This window comes from Chthonobacter albigriseus (assembly GCF_013839445.1).
GTDB classification, from domain to species: Bacteria; Pseudomonadota; Alphaproteobacteria; order Rhizobiales; family Pleomorphomonadaceae; genus Chthonobacter; species Chthonobacter albigriseus.
On the sequence record NZ_JACDIT010000011.1, the window covers coordinates 48,016 to 63,933 of the forward strand.

General features: G+C 71.0%; 15 protein-coding genes, 1 pseudogene and 1 riboswitch. Of the genes and pseudogenes, 13 read left to right on the plus strand and 3 right to left on the minus strand.

Features of this window, described 5'->3' with window-relative positions; translation table 11 throughout:
- Positions 1-199 precede the first annotated feature (199 nt).
- Positions 200-1,189, plus strand: a complete 990-nt coding sequence (gene cbiB, locus HZ321_RS20070; protein WP_181704189.1) for an adenosylcobinamide-phosphate synthase CbiB — start codon at positions 200-202, stop codon at positions 1,187-1,189.
- Here cbiB and HZ321_RS20075 read toward each other — a convergent pair.
- Positions 1,170-2,636 carry a cobyric acid synthase gene (locus HZ321_RS20075; protein WP_181704190.1) on the minus strand — a complete coding sequence of 489 codons (1,467 nt, stop codon included), beginning with the start codon at positions 2,634-2,636 and terminating at the stop codon, positions 1,170-1,172. The two genes, cbiB and HZ321_RS20075, sit on opposite strands and share 20 nt — an antisense overlap.
- A complete protein-coding gene (gene cobO / locus HZ321_RS20080) occupies positions 2,636-3,256 on the minus strand; it encodes a cob(I)yrinic acid a,c-diamide adenosyltransferase (RefSeq protein WP_342343888.1) in 621 nt (206 codons plus the stop codon). Before cobO ends, HZ321_RS20075 begins: the two co-directional genes overlap by 1 nt.
- A gap of 99 nt (positions 3,257-3,355) precedes the next feature.
- A riboswitch (cobalamin riboswitch) is annotated at positions 3,356-3,566 on the plus strand.
- Between the two features lie 32 nt (positions 3,567-3,598).
- On the opposite strand from cobO, the gene HZ321_RS20085 reads away from it, so the two are divergent.
- The 9 genes and pseudogenes from HZ321_RS20085 to cobJ all read left to right on the plus strand — a co-directional run bounded on the left by HZ321_RS20085 (position 3,599) and on the right by cobJ (position 12,801).
- Positions 3,599-3,784, plus strand: coding sequence for a CbtB domain-containing protein (locus tag HZ321_RS20085; protein ID WP_181704192.1), 186 nt, complete (start codon positions 3,599-3,601; stop codon positions 3,782-3,784).
- Between the two features lie 10 nt (positions 3,785-3,794).
- Positions 3,795-4,502 (plus strand): CbtA family protein, encoded by a 708-nt coding sequence (locus tag HZ321_RS20090; RefSeq protein WP_181704193.1) that lies wholly within the window; start codon positions 3,795-3,797, stop codon positions 4,500-4,502.
- Between the two features lie 11 nt (positions 4,503-4,513).
- Positions 4,514-4,891: a DUF1636 family protein gene (locus HZ321_RS20095; RefSeq protein ID WP_181704194.1), complete on the plus strand. Its 378-nt coding sequence runs from the start codon at positions 4,514-4,516 to the stop codon at positions 4,889-4,891.
- The gene (cobW, locus tag HZ321_RS20100) at positions 4,888-5,922 is read left to right on the plus strand and encodes a cobalamin biosynthesis protein CobW (protein ID WP_181704195.1); all 1,035 of its coding nucleotides are present in this window, start codon (positions 4,888-4,890) and stop codon (positions 5,920-5,922) included. The genes HZ321_RS20095 and cobW overlap by 4 nt, the downstream gene beginning before the upstream one ends.
- An 18-nt stretch (positions 5,923-5,940) precedes the next feature.
- Positions 5,941-9,327 carry a cobaltochelatase subunit CobN gene (cobN, locus tag HZ321_RS20105; protein ID WP_181704196.1) on the plus strand — a complete coding sequence of 1,129 codons (3,387 nt, stop codon included), beginning with the start codon at positions 5,941-5,943 and terminating at the stop codon, positions 9,325-9,327.
- Positions 9,328-9,332: 5 nt separating this feature from the next.
- Positions 9,333-10,469, plus strand: a pseudogene (gene cobG / locus HZ321_RS21765) (precorrin-3B synthase); the annotation flags it as partial.
- Positions 10,470-10,595: 126 nt separating this feature from the next.
- Positions 10,596-11,267: a precorrin-8X methylmutase gene (locus HZ321_RS21770; RefSeq protein ID WP_244636073.1), complete on the plus strand. Its 672-nt coding sequence runs from the start codon at positions 10,596-10,598 to the stop codon at positions 11,265-11,267.
- Positions 11,264-12,046: a precorrin-2 C(20)-methyltransferase gene (locus HZ321_RS20115; RefSeq protein WP_181704198.1), complete on the plus strand. Its 783-nt coding sequence runs from the start codon at positions 11,264-11,266 to the stop codon at positions 12,044-12,046. The genes HZ321_RS21770 and HZ321_RS20115 overlap by 4 nt, the downstream gene beginning before the upstream one ends.
- Positions 12,043-12,801 carry a precorrin-3B C(17)-methyltransferase gene (cobJ, locus tag HZ321_RS20120; RefSeq protein ID WP_181704199.1) on the plus strand — a complete coding sequence of 253 codons (759 nt, stop codon included), beginning with the start codon at positions 12,043-12,045 and terminating at the stop codon, positions 12,799-12,801. Before HZ321_RS20115 ends, cobJ begins: the two co-directional genes overlap by 4 nt.
- On the opposite strand, the gene HZ321_RS20125 is transcribed toward cobJ, so the two are convergent.
- Positions 12,768-13,526, minus strand: a complete 759-nt coding sequence (locus HZ321_RS20125; RefSeq protein ID WP_181704200.1) for a cobalt-precorrin-6A reductase — start codon at positions 13,524-13,526, stop codon at positions 12,768-12,770. The two genes, cobJ and HZ321_RS20125, sit on opposite strands and share 34 nt — an antisense overlap.
- 26 nt (positions 13,527-13,552) lie before the next feature.
- On the opposite strand from HZ321_RS20125, the gene cbiE reads away from it, so the two are divergent.
- The 3 genes from cbiE to cobM are packed head-to-tail and all read left to right on the plus strand — an operon-like array spanning position 13,553 to position 15,914.
- The gene (cbiE, locus tag HZ321_RS20130) at positions 13,553-14,758 is read left to right on the plus strand and encodes a precorrin-6y C5,15-methyltransferase (decarboxylating) subunit CbiE (protein ID WP_181704201.1); all 1,206 of its coding nucleotides are present in this window, start codon (positions 13,553-13,555) and stop codon (positions 14,756-14,758) included.
- Positions 14,755-15,141: a cobalamin biosynthesis protein gene (locus HZ321_RS20135; protein ID WP_342343889.1), complete on the plus strand. Its 387-nt coding sequence runs from the start codon at positions 14,755-14,757 to the stop codon at positions 15,139-15,141. The genes cbiE and HZ321_RS20135 overlap by 4 nt, the downstream gene beginning before the upstream one ends.
- A complete protein-coding gene (gene cobM / locus HZ321_RS20140) occupies positions 15,138-15,914 on the plus strand; it encodes a precorrin-4 C(11)-methyltransferase (RefSeq protein ID WP_181704203.1) in 777 nt (258 codons plus the stop codon). The genes HZ321_RS20135 and cobM overlap by 4 nt, the downstream gene beginning before the upstream one ends.
- Positions 15,915-15,918 lie beyond the last annotated feature (4 nt).

A 15,918-nucleotide genomic window follows, 5' to 3' on the forward strand; every position in this document is an offset into this window, starting at 1 on the left:
AAAATAGGCGACGCCGCGCCCTGCGTGAAATCGAATTCCGCGGGTGCGGCAATTGATCCTTTCGCGGTTCGTGTCGACGTCTATCACGACCGGGTGGCCCGGAACGACATCGGGTCGACTGCGTAGGCCGAGCCTCGATCCCGGTTGCCCAAGTCCCTGAAACGTGCGAGCGGACGAGTAAGCACCCGCCCAACGCCCGATGACCATGGCCTTCGAGACAAATCTCGCCATTCTTCTCCTCGCACTCGCCGTCGAAGCCGCCGTCGGATATCCAGCGCGCCTCTACGCCGCCGTCGGGCACCCGGTCACCTGGATGGGCGCGCTGATTGCTCGGTTGGACGGCGCCCTCAACGATCCGGCGGACAGTTTCACACGGCGACGCCTTGCCGGCGTTGCGGCACTTGTCGTCCTGCTGCTCGCCACAACGGCGATCACTGCCGCGCTCACCGCCGTGCTCAATTCCGCGGGGTGGATCGGGACATTCATCCTCCTCCCGGTCGTCGCCTCCAGCCTTCTCGCCCAGCGCAGCCTCCACGAGCACGTCGCCCGCGTCCGCGACGACCTGCGCAGCGGCGGTCTCGCCGGTGGACGCGAAGCCGTGTCGATGATCGTCGGCCGCAACCCGGCTTACCTCGACGAGGCCGGCGTCTGCCGAGCCGCCATCGAGAGCCTCGCCGAGAACTTTTCCGACGGCATCACCGCGCCGGCCTTCTGGACGGCGGTCCTCGGCCTGCCCGGCGGTGCCGTCTACAAGGCCGTCAACACCGCCGACTCGATGATCGGCCACAAGACCGAGCGCCATCACGCCTTCGGCTGGGCGTCTGCAAGGTTGGACGATCTGGTCAATCTACCCGCTTCGCGTTTGACCGCGCTGCTGGTGGTCCTCGCGGCGCTCGGACCCTCAACGTCCGCCGCCGGCGCAGCCCGCGCCGTTTGGCGCGACGCGAGCAGGCATCGATCGCCGAACGCAGGCTGGCCGGAGGCGGCCTTCGCTGGCGCGCTCGGCCTCAGCCTGGCCGGCCCGCGGGTCTACGGCGAGACGCGGATCGAGGACCACACCATGGGCGACGGCCGGCGCGAGGCAACGGCCGACGACATCGACCGGGCGCTCCGCCTTTATCGTCGTTCCCTGGTTCTCCTGTTCGCGGTCTTCGCCCTGCCGCTCGCCGTCAGCCTCGCCCTTCGCTGATCGCCAGCAACGATTCGCAGTTCACATGCCGCTCCAGATGGTCGGCGAGCCGATCGAGCACCGCGTCGATCCGCGTCTCGTAGTCGAGGTCGCTTGTCCGCGCGCCCATCCAGGCCAGCAGCCGCCGCCGCTGCCCGTCGTGAGCGAACAGCCCGTGGCAGTAGGTGCCGAACACCCGTCCGTCCGCTGAGACCGCGCCTTCCTCCACACCCTCCACCCGGGCGAACGGCCGCGCGCGGTCCGGACCTTCCGTGACGCCGATGTGCATCTCGTAGCCGGTGAACGGTGTCTCGTCGGGCAGGCTGACCCCGGTCACCGGCGACAGGCGCTTCGTCCCGCCCATCCGCGTCACCACGTCGATCAGGCCGAGACCGGGCACGGACCTCGGCGCGCCTTCGATGCCCTCGGGATCCTCGATCCGCCGCCCCAGCATCTGGTAGCCGCCGCAAAGACCGATCACCCGCCCGCCCTGGCGGACGTGCGCTGCGATGTCGATGTCCCACCCGGCATCACGCAGGGCCTGGAGGTCGTCGATGGTTGCCTTGGAGCCGGGCAGCAACACCACGTCCGCGGCACGGGGCAGGGGGCGCCCCACTTCGACGAGGTCGATGCGAACCCCCGGCTCCTGGCGCAGCGGGTCCAGATCGTCGAAGTTCGAGATCCGCGGCAGCACGGGCACGGCGATCAGAACCGCGTCCCCGGCCGCCGCGTCGGCACGGCTGCGCAGGCCGAGCGCGTCTTCGGCTGGCAGCAGCCCAGCGTCCGGGAAGTACGGCACGATGCCGAGCCCCGTCCAGCCGGTCCGCTCCTCCACGATCCGCATTCCCTCCGCGAACAGCGAAGCGTCGCCGCGGAAGCGATTGACGAGAAACCCGCGGACCAACGCGGCGTCCTCCGCCTCCATCACCGCCTTGGTGCCGACGAGGCTGGCGATCACGCCGCCCCGGTCGATGTCGCCGACGATCACCACCGGCGTTTCGGTCGCCCGGGCGAACCCCATGTTGGCGATGTCGCCGGCCCGCAGGTTCACCTCGGCCGCCGACCCCGCGCCCTCCACGATCACCAGGTCGGCCTCGTCCGAGAGCCGGCCGAAGCTGTCGAGCACCGAGGCCATTAGCTTCGGCTTCCACGACTGGTACTCGCGGGCCTTGGCGGTTCCCACCATGCGCCCCTGGACGACGACCTGCGAGCCGATCTCGCTCTGCGGTTTCAGGAGCACCGGGTTCATGTGGACGGACGTCGCCACACCGGCGGCGCGGGCCTGGAGCGCCTGCGCCCGGCCGATCTCGCCGCCGTCGGCGGTGGCTGCCGCGTTGTTCGACATGTTCTGCGGCTTGAACGGCCGCACGCGGAACCCCCGCCGCGCGAACAGCCGGCACAGGCCGGCCACCAGCAGCGATTTGCCGACGTCCGAACCGGTGCCCTGGAGCATCACGCGGCGGGTCATCAGAACTCGATTCCCTGCTGCGCCTTCACCCCGGCCGCGAAGTGGTGCTTCACCAGCGTCATCTCTGTCACGAGGTCCGCCGCCTCGATCAGCTCCGGCTTGGCATTCCGCCCCGTCACGACCACATGGAGGTCCGGCCGCCGGGCCTTGAGGGCGGCGACCACGTCGGAAAGCGGCAGGTGTTCGTAGCGCAGGGAGATGTTGAGCTCGTCCAGGATCAACAGGCGAAGCTGCGGATCGGCCATCAGGTCGAGCGCCACCGACCACGCCTTCTCCGCCGCCGCGACGTCCCGTCCGCGGTCCTGCGTTTCCCAGGTGAAGCCCTCGCCGAGCGTGTACCACGCGACGTCGCCCAGCTTTTCCAGGATCTTCCGCTCGCCGGTCTCCCAGGCGCCCTTGCCGAACTGCACGACGCCGATCTTCCAGCCGTGCCCGAGCGCGCGGACGGCAAGACCGAAGGCGGCCGTCGATTTTCCCTTGCCCGGCCCTGTGTTGACCATCAGCAGCCCCTTTTCCGCGATGGGCTTGGAGGCGACCTCGGCATCCTGGACGGCCTTGCGCTTGGCCATCTTGGCGCGATGGCGCTCGGCATCCTCGGGGGAGGGAACTGGCTCGGACACGGGATGGCACCTTCTCATGCGATCTGACGGGGGTATCGCACGCCGGGCGGTCAGCCGAAAGAGTCGCTGTGCTCCGCGTTGACTTCGCCGCGGCAAACGGCCAAACATCAGGGCGACGGTCCTTCGCCCTCGAAGGTGAAAAGGGAATGCGGTCGGTCCTCGGAAACGGAGATCGGTTACTCCGCAGCTGCCCCCGCAACTGTGAACGGGAAGTCGGGTGCCACATGCCACTGGTCTATCGGGAGACCGGGAAGGCGGCGTCCGGCGGTGATCCGCGAGCCAGGAGACCTGCCGTCGTAGGTTGAACCCGCATCCGCCGGTGGGGCGGAGAGGAGTGACGAAATGAACACGACGCTGAATTCTGCGGCTTCCTCCGCCGTCAAGGTGAAGAGCGACGTCCGGACCGCCGCGCTGCTGGCTCTGATCGCCGGCATCGGCCTGGTCTTCACGACCGGCTTCGCTCATCCCGAGCTGCTCCACAATGCCGCCCACGACTGGCGGCATTCGATGAGCTTCCCCTGTCACTGACCGCGCTGACATGCTGAAGCGTGTATTGCTGGTCGGCCTTTTGGCCGGCCTGGCGGCGGGGCTTGCGATGGCGGTCCTGCAGCACTTCACCACCGTTCCGCTGATCATGGCGGCCGAGGCCTACGAAGCTGCGCCGGCCGGCGTTGCAACCGAGCCTGCGCCCGCCGCAACCGGCCACGACCACGGCGCGATGGGCCACGAGCACGGCGGCTCCGCCTGGATGCCCGCTGACGGCCTGGAGCGGACCCTCTCCACCACGGTCGCGACCGTCGTCTCGGTGATGGGCTTCGCGCTGGTGCTGATCGCGGTGCTGCTGCTGGCCGGCGAGGAGATCACGCCCACGCGCGCGCTGGCCTATGCCGCCGCTGGCTTCGCCTCGACGGGGCTTGCGACCGCACTCGGCCTGGCGCCCGAACTGCCCGGCAGTGCTGCCGCAGACCTGGTCGACCGCCAGCTTTGGTGGGGTGCGACCGTGCTCGCCACCGCCCTGGCGCTCTATCTCCTGATCCGGGCAAAGCCGTTCTGGGCCAAGCCGGTCGGCGTCCTGCTGCTGGTCGCTCCGCATGTCGTCGGCGCCCCGCATCCGGACGGCTACGCCAGCGTCGCCCCGGCCGAACTCGCCGCCCACTTCGCCTCGGCCTCGCTCGCCGTTCATGCCGTCATGTGGGCGCTGGTCGGCGCTTCGGTCGGCTTTTTCTGGCAGCGGGTCCGCGCCTGACGGAGGTCGCCATGACCGTGACCGTCTACGTCTGCACCACCTGCCGCCGGGAGGACGACCCGGCGGACGGCCCGCGCGGCGGCGCCACGCTTGCCGCCGCCCTGGCAGCCGGCAATGAGGCCGCCGGCTCGCCCGTGGCGGTCGTGCCGGTGGAATGCCTCAGCGTTTGCAAGCGCCCGGTCACCATCGGCTTCGCCGCGCCGGGCAAATGGACCTACGTCTACGGCGACTTTGCGCCCGACGCGGCGGACGCGATCCTCTCCGCCGCCGCCCAGTACGCCGACGCACCGGACGGGCTGATCCCCTGGCGGGAGCGTCCCGAACACTTGAAGCGCGGCGTCGTCGCGCGGCTTCCCCCCGTCCTTCCGCTTCCCGAGGCTGCCGAATGAATGCCTTCGCCAAGATCCCCGTCACCATCGTCACCGGCTTTCTCGGAGCCGGCAAGACGACGCTGATTCGCCACGTGCTGGAGAACGCCAAGGGCCGGCGCCTGGCGCTGATCGTCAACGAGTTCGGCGACGTCGGCGTGGACGGCGAGATCCTGCGCTCGTGCGGCATCGAGAGCTGCCCCGAGGAGAATATCGTCGAACTCGCCAACGGCTGCCTCTGCTGCACCGTGGCCGACGACTTCATCCCGGCCATCGAGGCCCTCATCGCCCACGAGAAGCGGCCGGAGCACATCATCGTGGAAACAAGCGGGCTGGCGCTGCCCAAGCCGCTGGTGAAGGCTTTCGACTGGCCGGAGGTCCGCGCCCGACTGACGGTGGACGGCGTGATTGCCGTGGTGGACGCCGCCGCCGTCGCGGCCGGCCGCTTCGCCGACGATCCGGAAGCCGTGCTCGCCCAGCGAGAGGCCGATGCCTCGGTGGAGCACGACAACCCGCTGGAGGAGGTCTACGAGGACCAGCTTCTCTGCGCCGACCTCGTGGTGCTCAACAAGTCCGACCTGCTCGACGCCGCCGAGATCACCCGGGTGACCGGCGAGATCACCGGAGCGCTGCCGCGGGCCGTCAAGCTGGTCTCCACCGAGGAGGGCCGGATCGATCCGGCGCTCCTGCTCGGCATCGCCGCGGCCGCCGAAGACGACCTCGCCAACCGTCCCTCCCACCACGACGCCGAGCCGGACCACGACCACGACGACTTCGACAGCTTCGTCGTCGACCTGCCGGCGAGCGCCGATCCCGCCGCGCTGATCGACCGGCTGAAATCGGCTGCCGAGAACCATGACGTGCTGCGGATCAAGGGCTTCGTCGACGTCGAGGGCAAGCCGATGCGGCTCCTCGTCCAGGGCGTCGGTGCCCGGTTCCGCCAGCATTTCGACCGGGCCTGGAAGCCCGGCGAGGAACGCCGGACCCGGCTGGTCGTGATCGGCCAGAAGGGGCTGGACCAGGCCGCCGTGACCCGGGCGATCACAACCTGACGCCGGAAGGATACAACCGTGCACATCCTGGCCGAGCAGATCCGATCGCTGGACGAGACCGTCCCGGCGATCGACCTCGGCCAGAGCCCGGCCGAAGTCGTCATTCTGTCGTTTTCCGACAGCGACCTCGGTCTCGTCGCCGCGGTTCATGAGAAGCTTGAGCGGGATAGCCGGCCGACGCTACGGCTCGCCAGTCTTGCAGCCCTCCGCCATCCCTATTCGGTGGATCTCTACATCGAGAAGGTGGTCAATAACGCGCGGGTCGTCATCGTTCGCTGCCTCGGTGGAATGGACTACTGGCGCTACGGCCTGGATGAACTGGCCATTGCTGCTCGAACGCAAGGTTTCGCGCTTGCGGTTGTACCAGGCGATGGAAAGGCCGATCCGCGCCTCGACGAGGTCTCGACCGTTCCCGAAGCCGACCTGAGGCGCATCTGGGGCTGGTTCCAGGCCGGTGGTGCGGCCAACGTCACATCGCTTTTCTCTTGGATCGACAAGGCGTTAGGCGGATCTTCCGAACCTGCGGAGCCCGTCCCGTTGGCCCCGTTCGGCTGCTTCCCGGAGGCTTGCGGCTGCGGCGGGGATTGCAGCGTGGCAGGTACCGGAAACGCTGGGGATAGCCGGCCCGTCGCGCTCCTCCTGTTCTACCGCTCGCTGCTCGCCGCGGCCGATACTGTGCCGATTGTCGAGCTGGTCCAGGCACTTGGCCGAGAGGGTCTGGTCGGCGTGCCGCTCTACGTGACGTCGCTGAAGGATCGCCAGGCCGTCGCCGGCCTAACGGATGCAATCGATCGCATCAAACCGGACGTGATCCTCAACACGACGGCGTTCTCCGCCCGACCGGACGACGGGCCGGGACCGCTCGATCGGGCGAATTGCCCGGTGATTCAAGCGGTTACCGCAACAACCTTCCACGCTGCCTGGTTGAGCGGACAGCGCGGCCTGACCGCTACCGACCTGGCGATGAACGTCGTTCTGCCAGAGGTGGATGGGCGGATCGACGGGCCTGCGATCTCGTTCAAAGCGGACTTGGAGAGGTCGGAAGTCACTGAATTTGCTCGTGTATTTCATCGTCCTGAGGCGGCGGGGATATCCCGCGCGGCGACCTTGGCGGCGAATTGGGCGCGGTTGCGGCGGATGCCGAACGGGGACAAGCGGCTGGCGCTCGTCTTGTCCGATTATCCCGTCAAAGGCGGCCGGACCGGCTACGCGGTGGGACTGGACGGGCCTGCGAGCATCGAGAAAATCGTTGCGGAACTGAGGCTTGCCGGCTTCGACGTGGGTCTGGAGGGTGGTGCGGACGGCGCCGTTCGGCGTCTGGAGGAGGGCGGGGATAGTTTCGCCGTTGGTGTAGTCGCCTACCGATCCTGGTTCCGGACGCTGCCGGAGGACTTCCAGGCGGCGGTGACGGCGGCCTGGGGCGAGCCGGAGGCGGATCCCGACGTTTCGGAAAACGCATTTCGGATCAAGGCTCTGGGACTTGGCAAGCTTGCCGTCATGGTCCAACCCGACCGTGGCAGACGGGCCGAACGGGCGGGCGAATACCACGATCCGGCGCTGCCGCCGCGCCATGGCTACGTAGCCGGCTACATGTGGCTACGTAGCGTGTGGGGGATCGATGCGATGATCCACCTCGGCACGCATGGCACGATCGAGTGGCTGCCCGGCAAATCGGTCGCGTTATCCCCGTCCTGCGCGCCGGTGGTATTGATGGGTCCGACGCCGGTCATCTACCCCTTCATCGTCAACAACCCCGGCGAAGCGGCCCAGGCGAAGCGCCGGATCGGAGCGGTGACGCTGGGCCATATGACGCCACCGCTGTCGCGGGCGGGGACCCACGGCGCGACCGCCGAGATCGAGGCGCTGCTGGACGAGTTCGCCGCCGCCCAGACGCTGGATCCGCGCCGGGCGCAGCTGCTGGCCGACCTGATCCTGGAGAAGGCCGAAGCGAGCGGCCTTGCCGCCGAGACGGGCCTGGACGCGGGCCTCGATCGCGCGGCGGCGCTCGCCCGGCTCGACGCCTTCGTGTGTGACCTCAAGGACATGCGCATCGGCGACGGCCTGCACATGTTTGGCGAGGCGCCCGACGAAGGACAGGTCGCGGCGATGGCCGAGGCGATCGGGACCGACGCGGCGCGGCTCGGCGGACTGATGCGCACGTCCGCGATTGGCGAACGGCAGGCGCTGATAGCGGCGCTGGAGGGCCGTTTCGTACAGCCGGGGCCGGCCGGCGCGCCGGCGAGCGGGCGGCTCGACGTGCTGCCGACCGGTCGCAACATCTACGCGGTGGACCCGCGCTCCGTGCCGACGCGGACGGCCTATGACATCGGCGCAAAGGTGGCCGAGGCCGTGGTCGCCCGCTATGTGCAGGATCACGGCGACTGGCCGAAGCGCATGGTGCTGGACCTCTGGGGCAGCGCCTCCATGCGCACCGGCGGCGAGGACCTGGGACAGGCCTTCGCGTTGCTCGGTGTGCGCCCGACCTGGGATGCCGCGTCGTCGCGGGTCTCCGGCTTCGAGGTGCTGTCGACCGCCCGGACGGGCCGCCCGCGGGTGGACGTGACGCTGCGGATCTCCGGCCTCTTCCGCGACGTGTTCCCGACCCAGATCGCGCTGTTCGACCAGGCGGTGAAGGCGGTTGCGGCGCTGGACGAGGACGCGGAGACCAACCCGCTCGCCGCGAGCGCGGGGGACGGCCTGGAACCGCGGATCTACGGGCCGGCAGCAGGCGCCTACGGGGTCGGCATCGCCGGCCGGGTGGCATCCGGCAGTTGGGACGGGCGCGACGACCTCGCCGCGCTCTACCTGGACGCGGGCGGCTTCGCCTACGGCGGCGACGCGGACGGGGAGAGGGCCGCCGAACCCTTCCGCCGCCGGGTGGCCGCCGCGGACGCCTTCGTCCACGTCCAGGACATGGCGGGACAGGACGTGCTCGATTCCGACGCCTTCGCCGAGCACGAGGGCGGCTTCGCGGCGGCGGCTCGGATGACCGGTGGAGCGCCGGCGCTCTACCATGTGGACGCGACGCACGGCGAGGATCAGGCGGTGGTCCGCACGCTGTCGGAGGAGATCGTCCGCGTGGTGCGGGCGCGGGCGACCAACCCGCGCTGGATCAGCGGCCAGATGCGCCACGGCCACCGCGGCGCCGCCGAGATCGCCGAGACGGTCGGCAACCTCCTGACCTTCGCCGCGGCCGCCGACGTGGTGGAGAACCGCCAGTTCGACCTGGTGTTCGACGCGACGCTCGGCGACGACGCCGTCCGCGATTTCATGGTCGGCGCCAACCCGCGCGCGGCGGCGGCCTGCGCCAAGGCCTTCGACGAGGCGCTGCGCCGGGGCCTCTGGACCACCCGGCGCAATTCGGTAGCCGGCCGCATCGCCGAGACGCTGGAGCGCGCCGCATGACGACCATGCCGCTTCCCCCCACGGTCAAGGGCTGGTGCCCGGGCGCCCTCCGCCCGATGGAGAGCGGCGACGGCCTGCTGGTGCGCCTGCGCGTGACCGGCGGCATCGTCAGCCGCGAGCGCTTCCGGGCGGTGGCGGGCCTTGCGCGGCGCTACGGTAACGGGCTGGTGGATCTCAGCCAACGCGCCAATCTTCAACTGCGCGGCGTGAACGAGGCGGATCTCGCCGCGCTGCAGGACGAACTCGCGGCACTCGGCGTACTCGACGCGGACCCGGACGCGGAGGCTGTCCGCAACGTGATCGGCCCGCCGTTCGCCGGACTCGACCCTTCGGCGCCGGTTGACGGGAGGGCGCTGGTGGCGGGCCTGGAGGCGCGGATCGTCGGGGATGCCCGGCTGCACGCGCTGCCGGACAAGTTCGGCTTCCTGGTGGACGACGGCGGGGCGGTTCCGCTGTCGGACGTTTCCTGCGACGTGCGGCTGCTGGGGACAGCCGGAGGCGTGGTGTTGGTCCTCGGCGGGACGGAGGCATCGGCGCTGGTAGTCGGCCGGGTTTCGCCGGAGCGGGCAGTCGACGCGGCCGTGGCGGCGGCGCTGGCCTTCCTGGACCTCCGCGGGTCGGTCGTGCCGGCGGCACGGCGGATGAAGGACCTGATCGGCCCCGCTGGACGCGCGGCGCTGATCGCCACGATCGGGGCGCATTTCGGCGCGTCGCTGGATCGCGCGGTCGTGCAGGATGCAGCCCCGGGGAGGGCGCCGCTGTCGCTGGGGCTCGGGGCAGGGTTCATCGCCTGCGGGGCGCCCTTCGGCCGGCTCACCGCGGCGCAGATGGAAGCGATCGCGGACGTGGCGGGCGACGAGATCCGCCTGACGCCGTTTCGCGCTCTGCTCCTGCCGAACGCCCCGGCATCGGCTCTGGCCGTGCTGGAGGCAGCCGGGCTGATCCTCGACGACTCGGATCCGCTACGGGCGGTGGTGGCCTGCGCGGGGGCGCCGGGCTGCCCCTCGGGGCAAGTGGAGACGCGCGCTATCGCGACGGACCTGGCGCCGCTCGTCCGCGGTCTGGCGGGTCCGGACGGCATCGCGCTCCACGTCTCCGGCTGCGCCAAGGGCTGCGCCCGGCCGGCGGTCGCACCGCTGGTGCTCGTCGGTCGCGATGGGCGCTATGATCTGGTGCTGTCGGGCCGGGCGAACGACGATCCGCACTTGTGCGGGCTGGACAGGAACGCCGCCGCCGAGGCACTTCGGCAGCGAGGGAAGGACGCCGATATGGCCGGTAAACTGCACATCGACGCCGCGCGGACGGCCGGGGCCGAGCCCCTGGACTACGTCCGCGACGGCGCGGAGATTTACCGCCGGTCCTTCGCCATCATCCGCTCCGAGGCCGACCTGAAGCGCTTTTCGCCGGCCGAGGAGAAGGTGGCGGTGCGCATCATCCACGCCTGCGGGATGGTGGAGGTGGCCGCCGACATCGCCTTCGCGCCGGGCGCCGTGGAAGCCGCGAAGGCTGCACTGAAGGCCGGCGCGCCGGTGCTCTGCGACGCCAAGATGGTGGCGAACGGCGTGACCCGGGCCCGCCTGCCGGCCGCCAACGCGGTGATCTGCACCCTCGACGACGCGTCCGTGCCGGCGCTGGCCGAAAAGCTCGGCAACACCCGCTCGGCGGCAGCGATGGAGCTCTGGCGCGACCACATGGCCGGCGCCGTCATCGCCATCGGCAACGCGCCGACCGCACTGTTCCGCCTGATCGAGATGATCGACGCGGGCGCCCCGATGCCGGCTGCGGTGATCGGCATGCCCGTCGGCTTCGTCGGCGCGATGGAATCCAAGGAGGCGCTGATCGCGGACGGGCGCCTTCCCTATCTCGTGGTGCGCGGCCGCAAGGGCGGCAGCGCCATGGCGGCGGCGGCCGTGAACGCCTTGGCGAGTGAACGCGAATGAACATCATCGACACCACAGCCGACCTCGTCGGCCGCGACGACGCCCAGCCCGTGGAGGTCGGCACCTTCCACGGCATCGGGCTCGGTCCGGGTGATCCCGAACTGCTGACCGTCAAGGCCGTGCGGCTGATCCAGGCCTCGCCGGTGGTCGCCTACTTCGCCAAGAAGGGCCGCCGCGGCAATGCCCGCACCATCGTCGACCGCTGGCTGGCGCCGGGCGTCTGCGAGATGCCGCTGCTCTATCCCGTGACGACGGAGATCCACTTCGCCGACGAGGGCTACGTCAGCGCGCTCGCCGGCTTCTACGAGGAGGCCGCGGAGGCGATCGCCCTGGAGCTTTCCGCCGGCCGCGACGTAGCGCTGGTCTGCGAAGGCGATCCGATGTTCTACGGCTCGTTCATGCACCTCTTCGTGCGCCTGAAGGACCGCTTCAAGGTGTCCGTGACGGCGGGCGTGACGGGCATGGCCGGCTGCTGGGCGGCGGCGGGCCTGCCGATCACCTGGGGCGACGACGTGATGACCGTACTGCCGGGCACGCTGCCTGAGGACGCGCTGACGGCGCGGCTGAAAGGCACCGACGCCGCGGTGATCATGAAGCTCGGCACCAACTTCGCGAAAGTGCGCGCGGCAATCGAGGCGGCAGGCCTGACGGGCCGCGCGGTCTACGTGGAGCGCGGCACCATGGAGGGCGAGGCGGTGATGCCGCTCGCCGACAAGACCGACGACAAGGCGCCCTACTTCTCGCTGATCCTGATCCCCGGCGAGGGCCGGAGGCCATGACCGGCGAACTCATGGTCGTGGGCCTCGGCCCGGGGCCGGAGCGCTGGCTGACGCCGGAAGCCGCCGACGCGATCGCCCGGGCGACCGACCTCGTCGGCTACCAGCCCTACGTCGACCGCTGCCCGACGCGGGACGGGCAGGTCCGGCATGGAAGCGACAACCGCGTGGAGCTGGACCGCGCGCGGCTGGCGATCGACCTCGCGCGCGCCGGCCGGACGGTGGCGGTGGTCTCCGGCGGCGACCCCGGCGTGTTCGCGATGGCGGCGGCGGTGTTCGAGGCGCTCGAGAAGGACCCCGCGAGCCGAACGGTGGCCGTGACCGTGATGCCCGGCATCTCCGCCATGATGGCGGCGGCCGCGCGGATCGGTGCGCCGCTTGGCCATGATTTCTGCGCGATCTCGCTGTCGGACAACCTGAAGCCCTGGGACCTGATCCGCCGACGCCTGACGGCGGCGGCCGAGGGCGACTTCGTGATCGCGCTCTACAATCCGGCGTCCAAGGCGCGGCCCGACCGCATCTTTGAAGCCTTCGATCTGCTCCGCAGCCTGAAGGCGGCCGAGGCGCCGGTCGCCTTCGCGCGGGCGGTGGGCCGGCCGGACGAGCGGGTGATCCTGACGACGCTGGGCGCAGCCGATCCCGCAGTGGTGGACATGGCGACCTGCGTGATCATCGGCTCGTCGGAGAGCCGGTTCGTGGCAAGGCCGATCGGCGAACCCTGGCTCTATACGCCCCGGGCGGCCGGAGCGCGGGCATGACGGATCAGCCATGTCATCACCGCCGCGGGATCGTGGAACGTCGTGACGTCGGGACGCGGCGGGCGGCGGACGAGGATCACAGGCAGGCCGAGCGCGCGGGCGGCGGCGAGCTTGCCGGCGGTGGCCTTGCCGCCGGAGTTCTTGGTGACGAGCACGTCGATGCGCTCCGCCTGCATCAGCGCGCGCTCCGATCCCTCGTCGAAGGGCGGGCGCTCCAGGATGACGCGGGCGTGGGGCAGGGGAACCTCGCCGGGCGGGTCGATGGAACGGACAAGATAGGCGTGTTGCGGAGCGGACTCGAAGTCGCCGAGGCCGAGGCGGCCGACGGTGAGGAGCACGCGGCGCGGCTTCTTGCCGAGCGCAGCGGCGGCGGCGGCAAGGTCGTCAACCTCCGTCCAGACGTCGCCGGGAACTGGCGTCCAGGGTGCCCGGGTGAGGGCGGCGAGCGGGACGCCGGCGGTGGCGGCGGCTTCCGCCGCGTTGAAGCTCATCCGGGCGGCGAACGGATGCGTGGCATCGACCAGCGCGCCGATGCCGTTTTCGGTGAGGTACGTGGCGAGGCCCTCCGGCCCGCCGAAGCCGCCGACCCTCATCGGGATCGGCTGCGGCGCCGGATCGCGCGTGCGGCCGGCGAGCGAGAGCGTCGCCTCCATGTCGCGCCGCTCGGCCAGCAGTTGGGCGAGGCGGATCGCCTCCGTGGTGCCGCCGAGAACGAGTACGCGCATGGTCCACTCCTGAAACGGTGGGCGCGATGACCCGATGGCTCACCATCGTCGGCCTGGGCGAGGATGCGCCCGCCGGCCTCAGTCCTGCCGCGCGGGAGGCGATCGCGCAAGCGGAACTCGTCGTGGGCGGGCGGCGTCACCTGGACCTCGCCGGTCCGTTCCGGGGCGAGGCGATGGCTTGGCCGTCGCCGCTGGAAGGCGCGTTTCCGGCGATCCTGGCGCGTCGCGGGCGCCCGACGGTGGTGCTGGCGACGGGCGACCCCTTCTTCTACGGCGTCGGCTCGATGATCGCGGGACATGTGGATCCGAACGAGATCGCCGTGCTGCCGGCGCCGTCGGCCTTCACGCTGGCGGCGGCGCGGATGGGCTGGGCCGGGCAGGACTGTGTGCGCCTGTCGCTGCACGGGCGGGCGCTGGAGCGGATCCAGCCGCATCTCCACCCCGGCGCGCGTCTCCTCGTGCTGTCGTGGGACGGCCAGACGCCGGGCTGGATCGCGCGGCGACTGGCGGCGACCGGCTTCGGGCCGTCGCGGCTGACGGTATTGGAGCGGATGGGCGGGCCGGCCGAGCGGATCCGGTCGGCCACCGCCGCGGCGTTCGACCTAGGCCCGGCCGATCCGCTGAACACCGTCGCCGCCGAGGTGATCGCTGAACCGGGCGCGCGGCCGCTGCCGTTCACGCCGGGGCTGCCGGACGACTGGTTCGAAAGCGACGGTCAGATCACCAAGCGCGAGGTGCGGGCGGTGACGCTGTCGAGCCTGCGCCCGCTGCGGGGGCAGATGCTCTGGGACGTCGGCGCGGGATCCGGGTCGGTCGGCATCGAGTGGATGCTGGCGGACCCCTCGTGCCGGGCCGTGGCTGTCGAGCCGCGCGCCGATCGGGCTGAACGGGTCCGGCGAAACGCGGCGGCGCTCGGCGTACCGGATCTTGCCGTGGTGGAAGGGGAGGCGCCGGACGCGCTGGCCGGATTGCCGTTGCCCGACGCGGTTTTCGTCGGCGGTGGCGCGGGGGACACCGGCGTGCTCGACGCTGTCATGGCAGCGCTGAAGCCGGGCGGGCGGCTGGTCGTCAATGCGGTGACGCTGGAGACGCAGGCGATCCTGATCGAGCGGCATGGCGCGCTCGGCGGCGACCTCGTCGAGATCGCCATCGCGCGCGCGGACGCGATCGGCGGCTTCCGTGGCCTCCGCCGGGCGATGGCGGTGCTCCAATGGGTATGGGTGAAGCCGTGAGCGCGACGCTTGCCATCGGACTCGGCTGCCGCTCCGGCGTCGCCGTGGAGGCGGTGCTGGCGCTGGTGAAGACGGCGTTGTCGCGCACCGAGGGCCGGCCGCTGGCGCTCTTCACCGCGGCGGAGAAGGAGAACGAGCCGGCGCTGACGGCGGCGGCGGCCGTGCTCGGCCTGCCGCTCGTCTTCGTGCCGCGACGCGACCTGGAGGCGGCGGCGGACCGCGCGGTGACGCGGTCGGAGCGGGTGGTGGCGCTGTTCGGCGTTCCTTCGGTGGCCGAGACGGCGGCGCTCGCGGGCGCGGGGCCGGACGGCCGGCTGGTGCTGCCGAGGATTTCAGCCGACGGCGTCACCTGCGCCATCGCGGCAACGGGCGGGACGACATGACGATCCATTTCATCGGCGCCGGGCCGGGCGCGCCGGACCTCATCACGGTGCGAGGACGCGACCTGGTCGCGCGCTCTCCGGTCTGCCTCTATGCCGGCTCGCTGGTGCCGCAGGGCGTGCTGGAGGCCTGCCCGCCGGGCGCCCGCATCGTCGACACCGCGCCGCTGTCGCTCGACGAGATCGAGGCCGAGTTCGTCCGGGCGCATGCGGCGGACGAGGACGTGGCACGGCTCCATTCCGGCGATCTCTCGGTGTGGAGCGCCATGGGCGAGCAGATCCGCCGGCTGGACCGGCTCGGCATCCCTTACACCGTGACGCCGGGCGTGCCCTCCTTCGCCGCGGCCGCCGCCGCGCTGAAGCGCGAGCTGACGCTGCCGGAGGTGGCGCAGTCTCTGGTGCTGACTCGCACCTCCGGGCGCGCCTCGTCGATGCCGCCGAAGGAAACGCTGCCGGCCTTTGCCGCGACTGGCGCGACGCTCGCCATCCACCTCTCCATCCACGTGATCGGGCAGGTGGTCGACGACCTCGTGCCGCACTACGGCGCGGACTGCCCCGTCGCCGTGGTGTTCCGCGCCTCCTGGCCCGACGAGCGCGTCATTCGCGGCACGCTCGGAACGATCGCCGAGGCTGTGCGCGAGGCGGACCTGGAGCGGACGGCGCTGATCCTGGTCGGCCCGACGCTCGGCTCCGGCGACTTCCGCGAGAGCGCTCTCTATTCGGCCGGCTACGACCGGCGGTTCCGCCCGCGCGGGGGAGGGACGGCGCCCGAATGACGCG

What these genes read in the sequence shown, in the direction of transcription:
- HZ321_RS20075 (WP_181704190.1), bottom strand. Translation starts at nt 2,636, where the DNA reads ATGACCCGCCGCGTGATGCTCCAGGGCACCGGTTCGGACGTCGGCAAA.
- HZ321_RS20090 (WP_181704193.1), top strand. Translation starts at nt 3,795, where the DNA reads ATGCTGAAGCGTGTATTGCTGGTCGGCCTTTTGGCCGGCCTGGCGGCG.
- cbiE (WP_181704201.1), top strand. Translation starts at nt 13,553, where the DNA reads ATGACCCGATGGCTCACCATCGTCGGCCTGGGCGAGGATGCGCCCGCC.
- HZ321_RS20095 (WP_181704194.1), top strand. Translation starts at nt 4,514, where the DNA reads ATGACCGTGACCGTCTACGTCTGCACCACCTGCCGCCGGGAGGACGAC.
- cobJ (WP_181704199.1), top strand. Translation starts at nt 12,043, where the DNA reads ATGACCGGCGAACTCATGGTCGTGGGCCTCGGCCCGGGGCCGGAGCGC.
- cobM (WP_181704203.1), top strand. Translation starts at nt 15,138, where the DNA reads ATGACGATCCATTTCATCGGCGCCGGGCCGGGCGCGCCGGACCTCATC.
- HZ321_RS20085 (WP_181704192.1), top strand. Translation starts at nt 3,599, where the DNA reads ATGAACACGACGCTGAATTCTGCGGCTTCCTCCGCCGTCAAGGTGAAG.
- HZ321_RS20125 (WP_181704200.1), bottom strand. Translation starts at nt 13,526, where the DNA reads ATGCGCGTACTCGTTCTCGGCGGCACCACGGAGGCGATCCGCCTCGCC.
- cobW (WP_181704195.1), top strand. Translation starts at nt 4,888, where the DNA reads ATGAATGCCTTCGCCAAGATCCCCGTCACCATCGTCACCGGCTTTCTC.
- cbiB (WP_181704189.1), top strand. Translation starts at nt 200, where the DNA reads ATGACCATGGCCTTCGAGACAAATCTCGCCATTCTTCTCCTCGCACTC.
- HZ321_RS20115 (WP_181704198.1), top strand. Translation starts at nt 11,264, where the DNA reads ATGAACATCATCGACACCACAGCCGACCTCGTCGGCCGCGACGACGCC.
- HZ321_RS21770 (WP_244636073.1), top strand. Translation starts at nt 10,596, where the DNA reads ATGGCCGGTAAACTGCACATCGACGCCGCGCGGACGGCCGGGGCCGAG.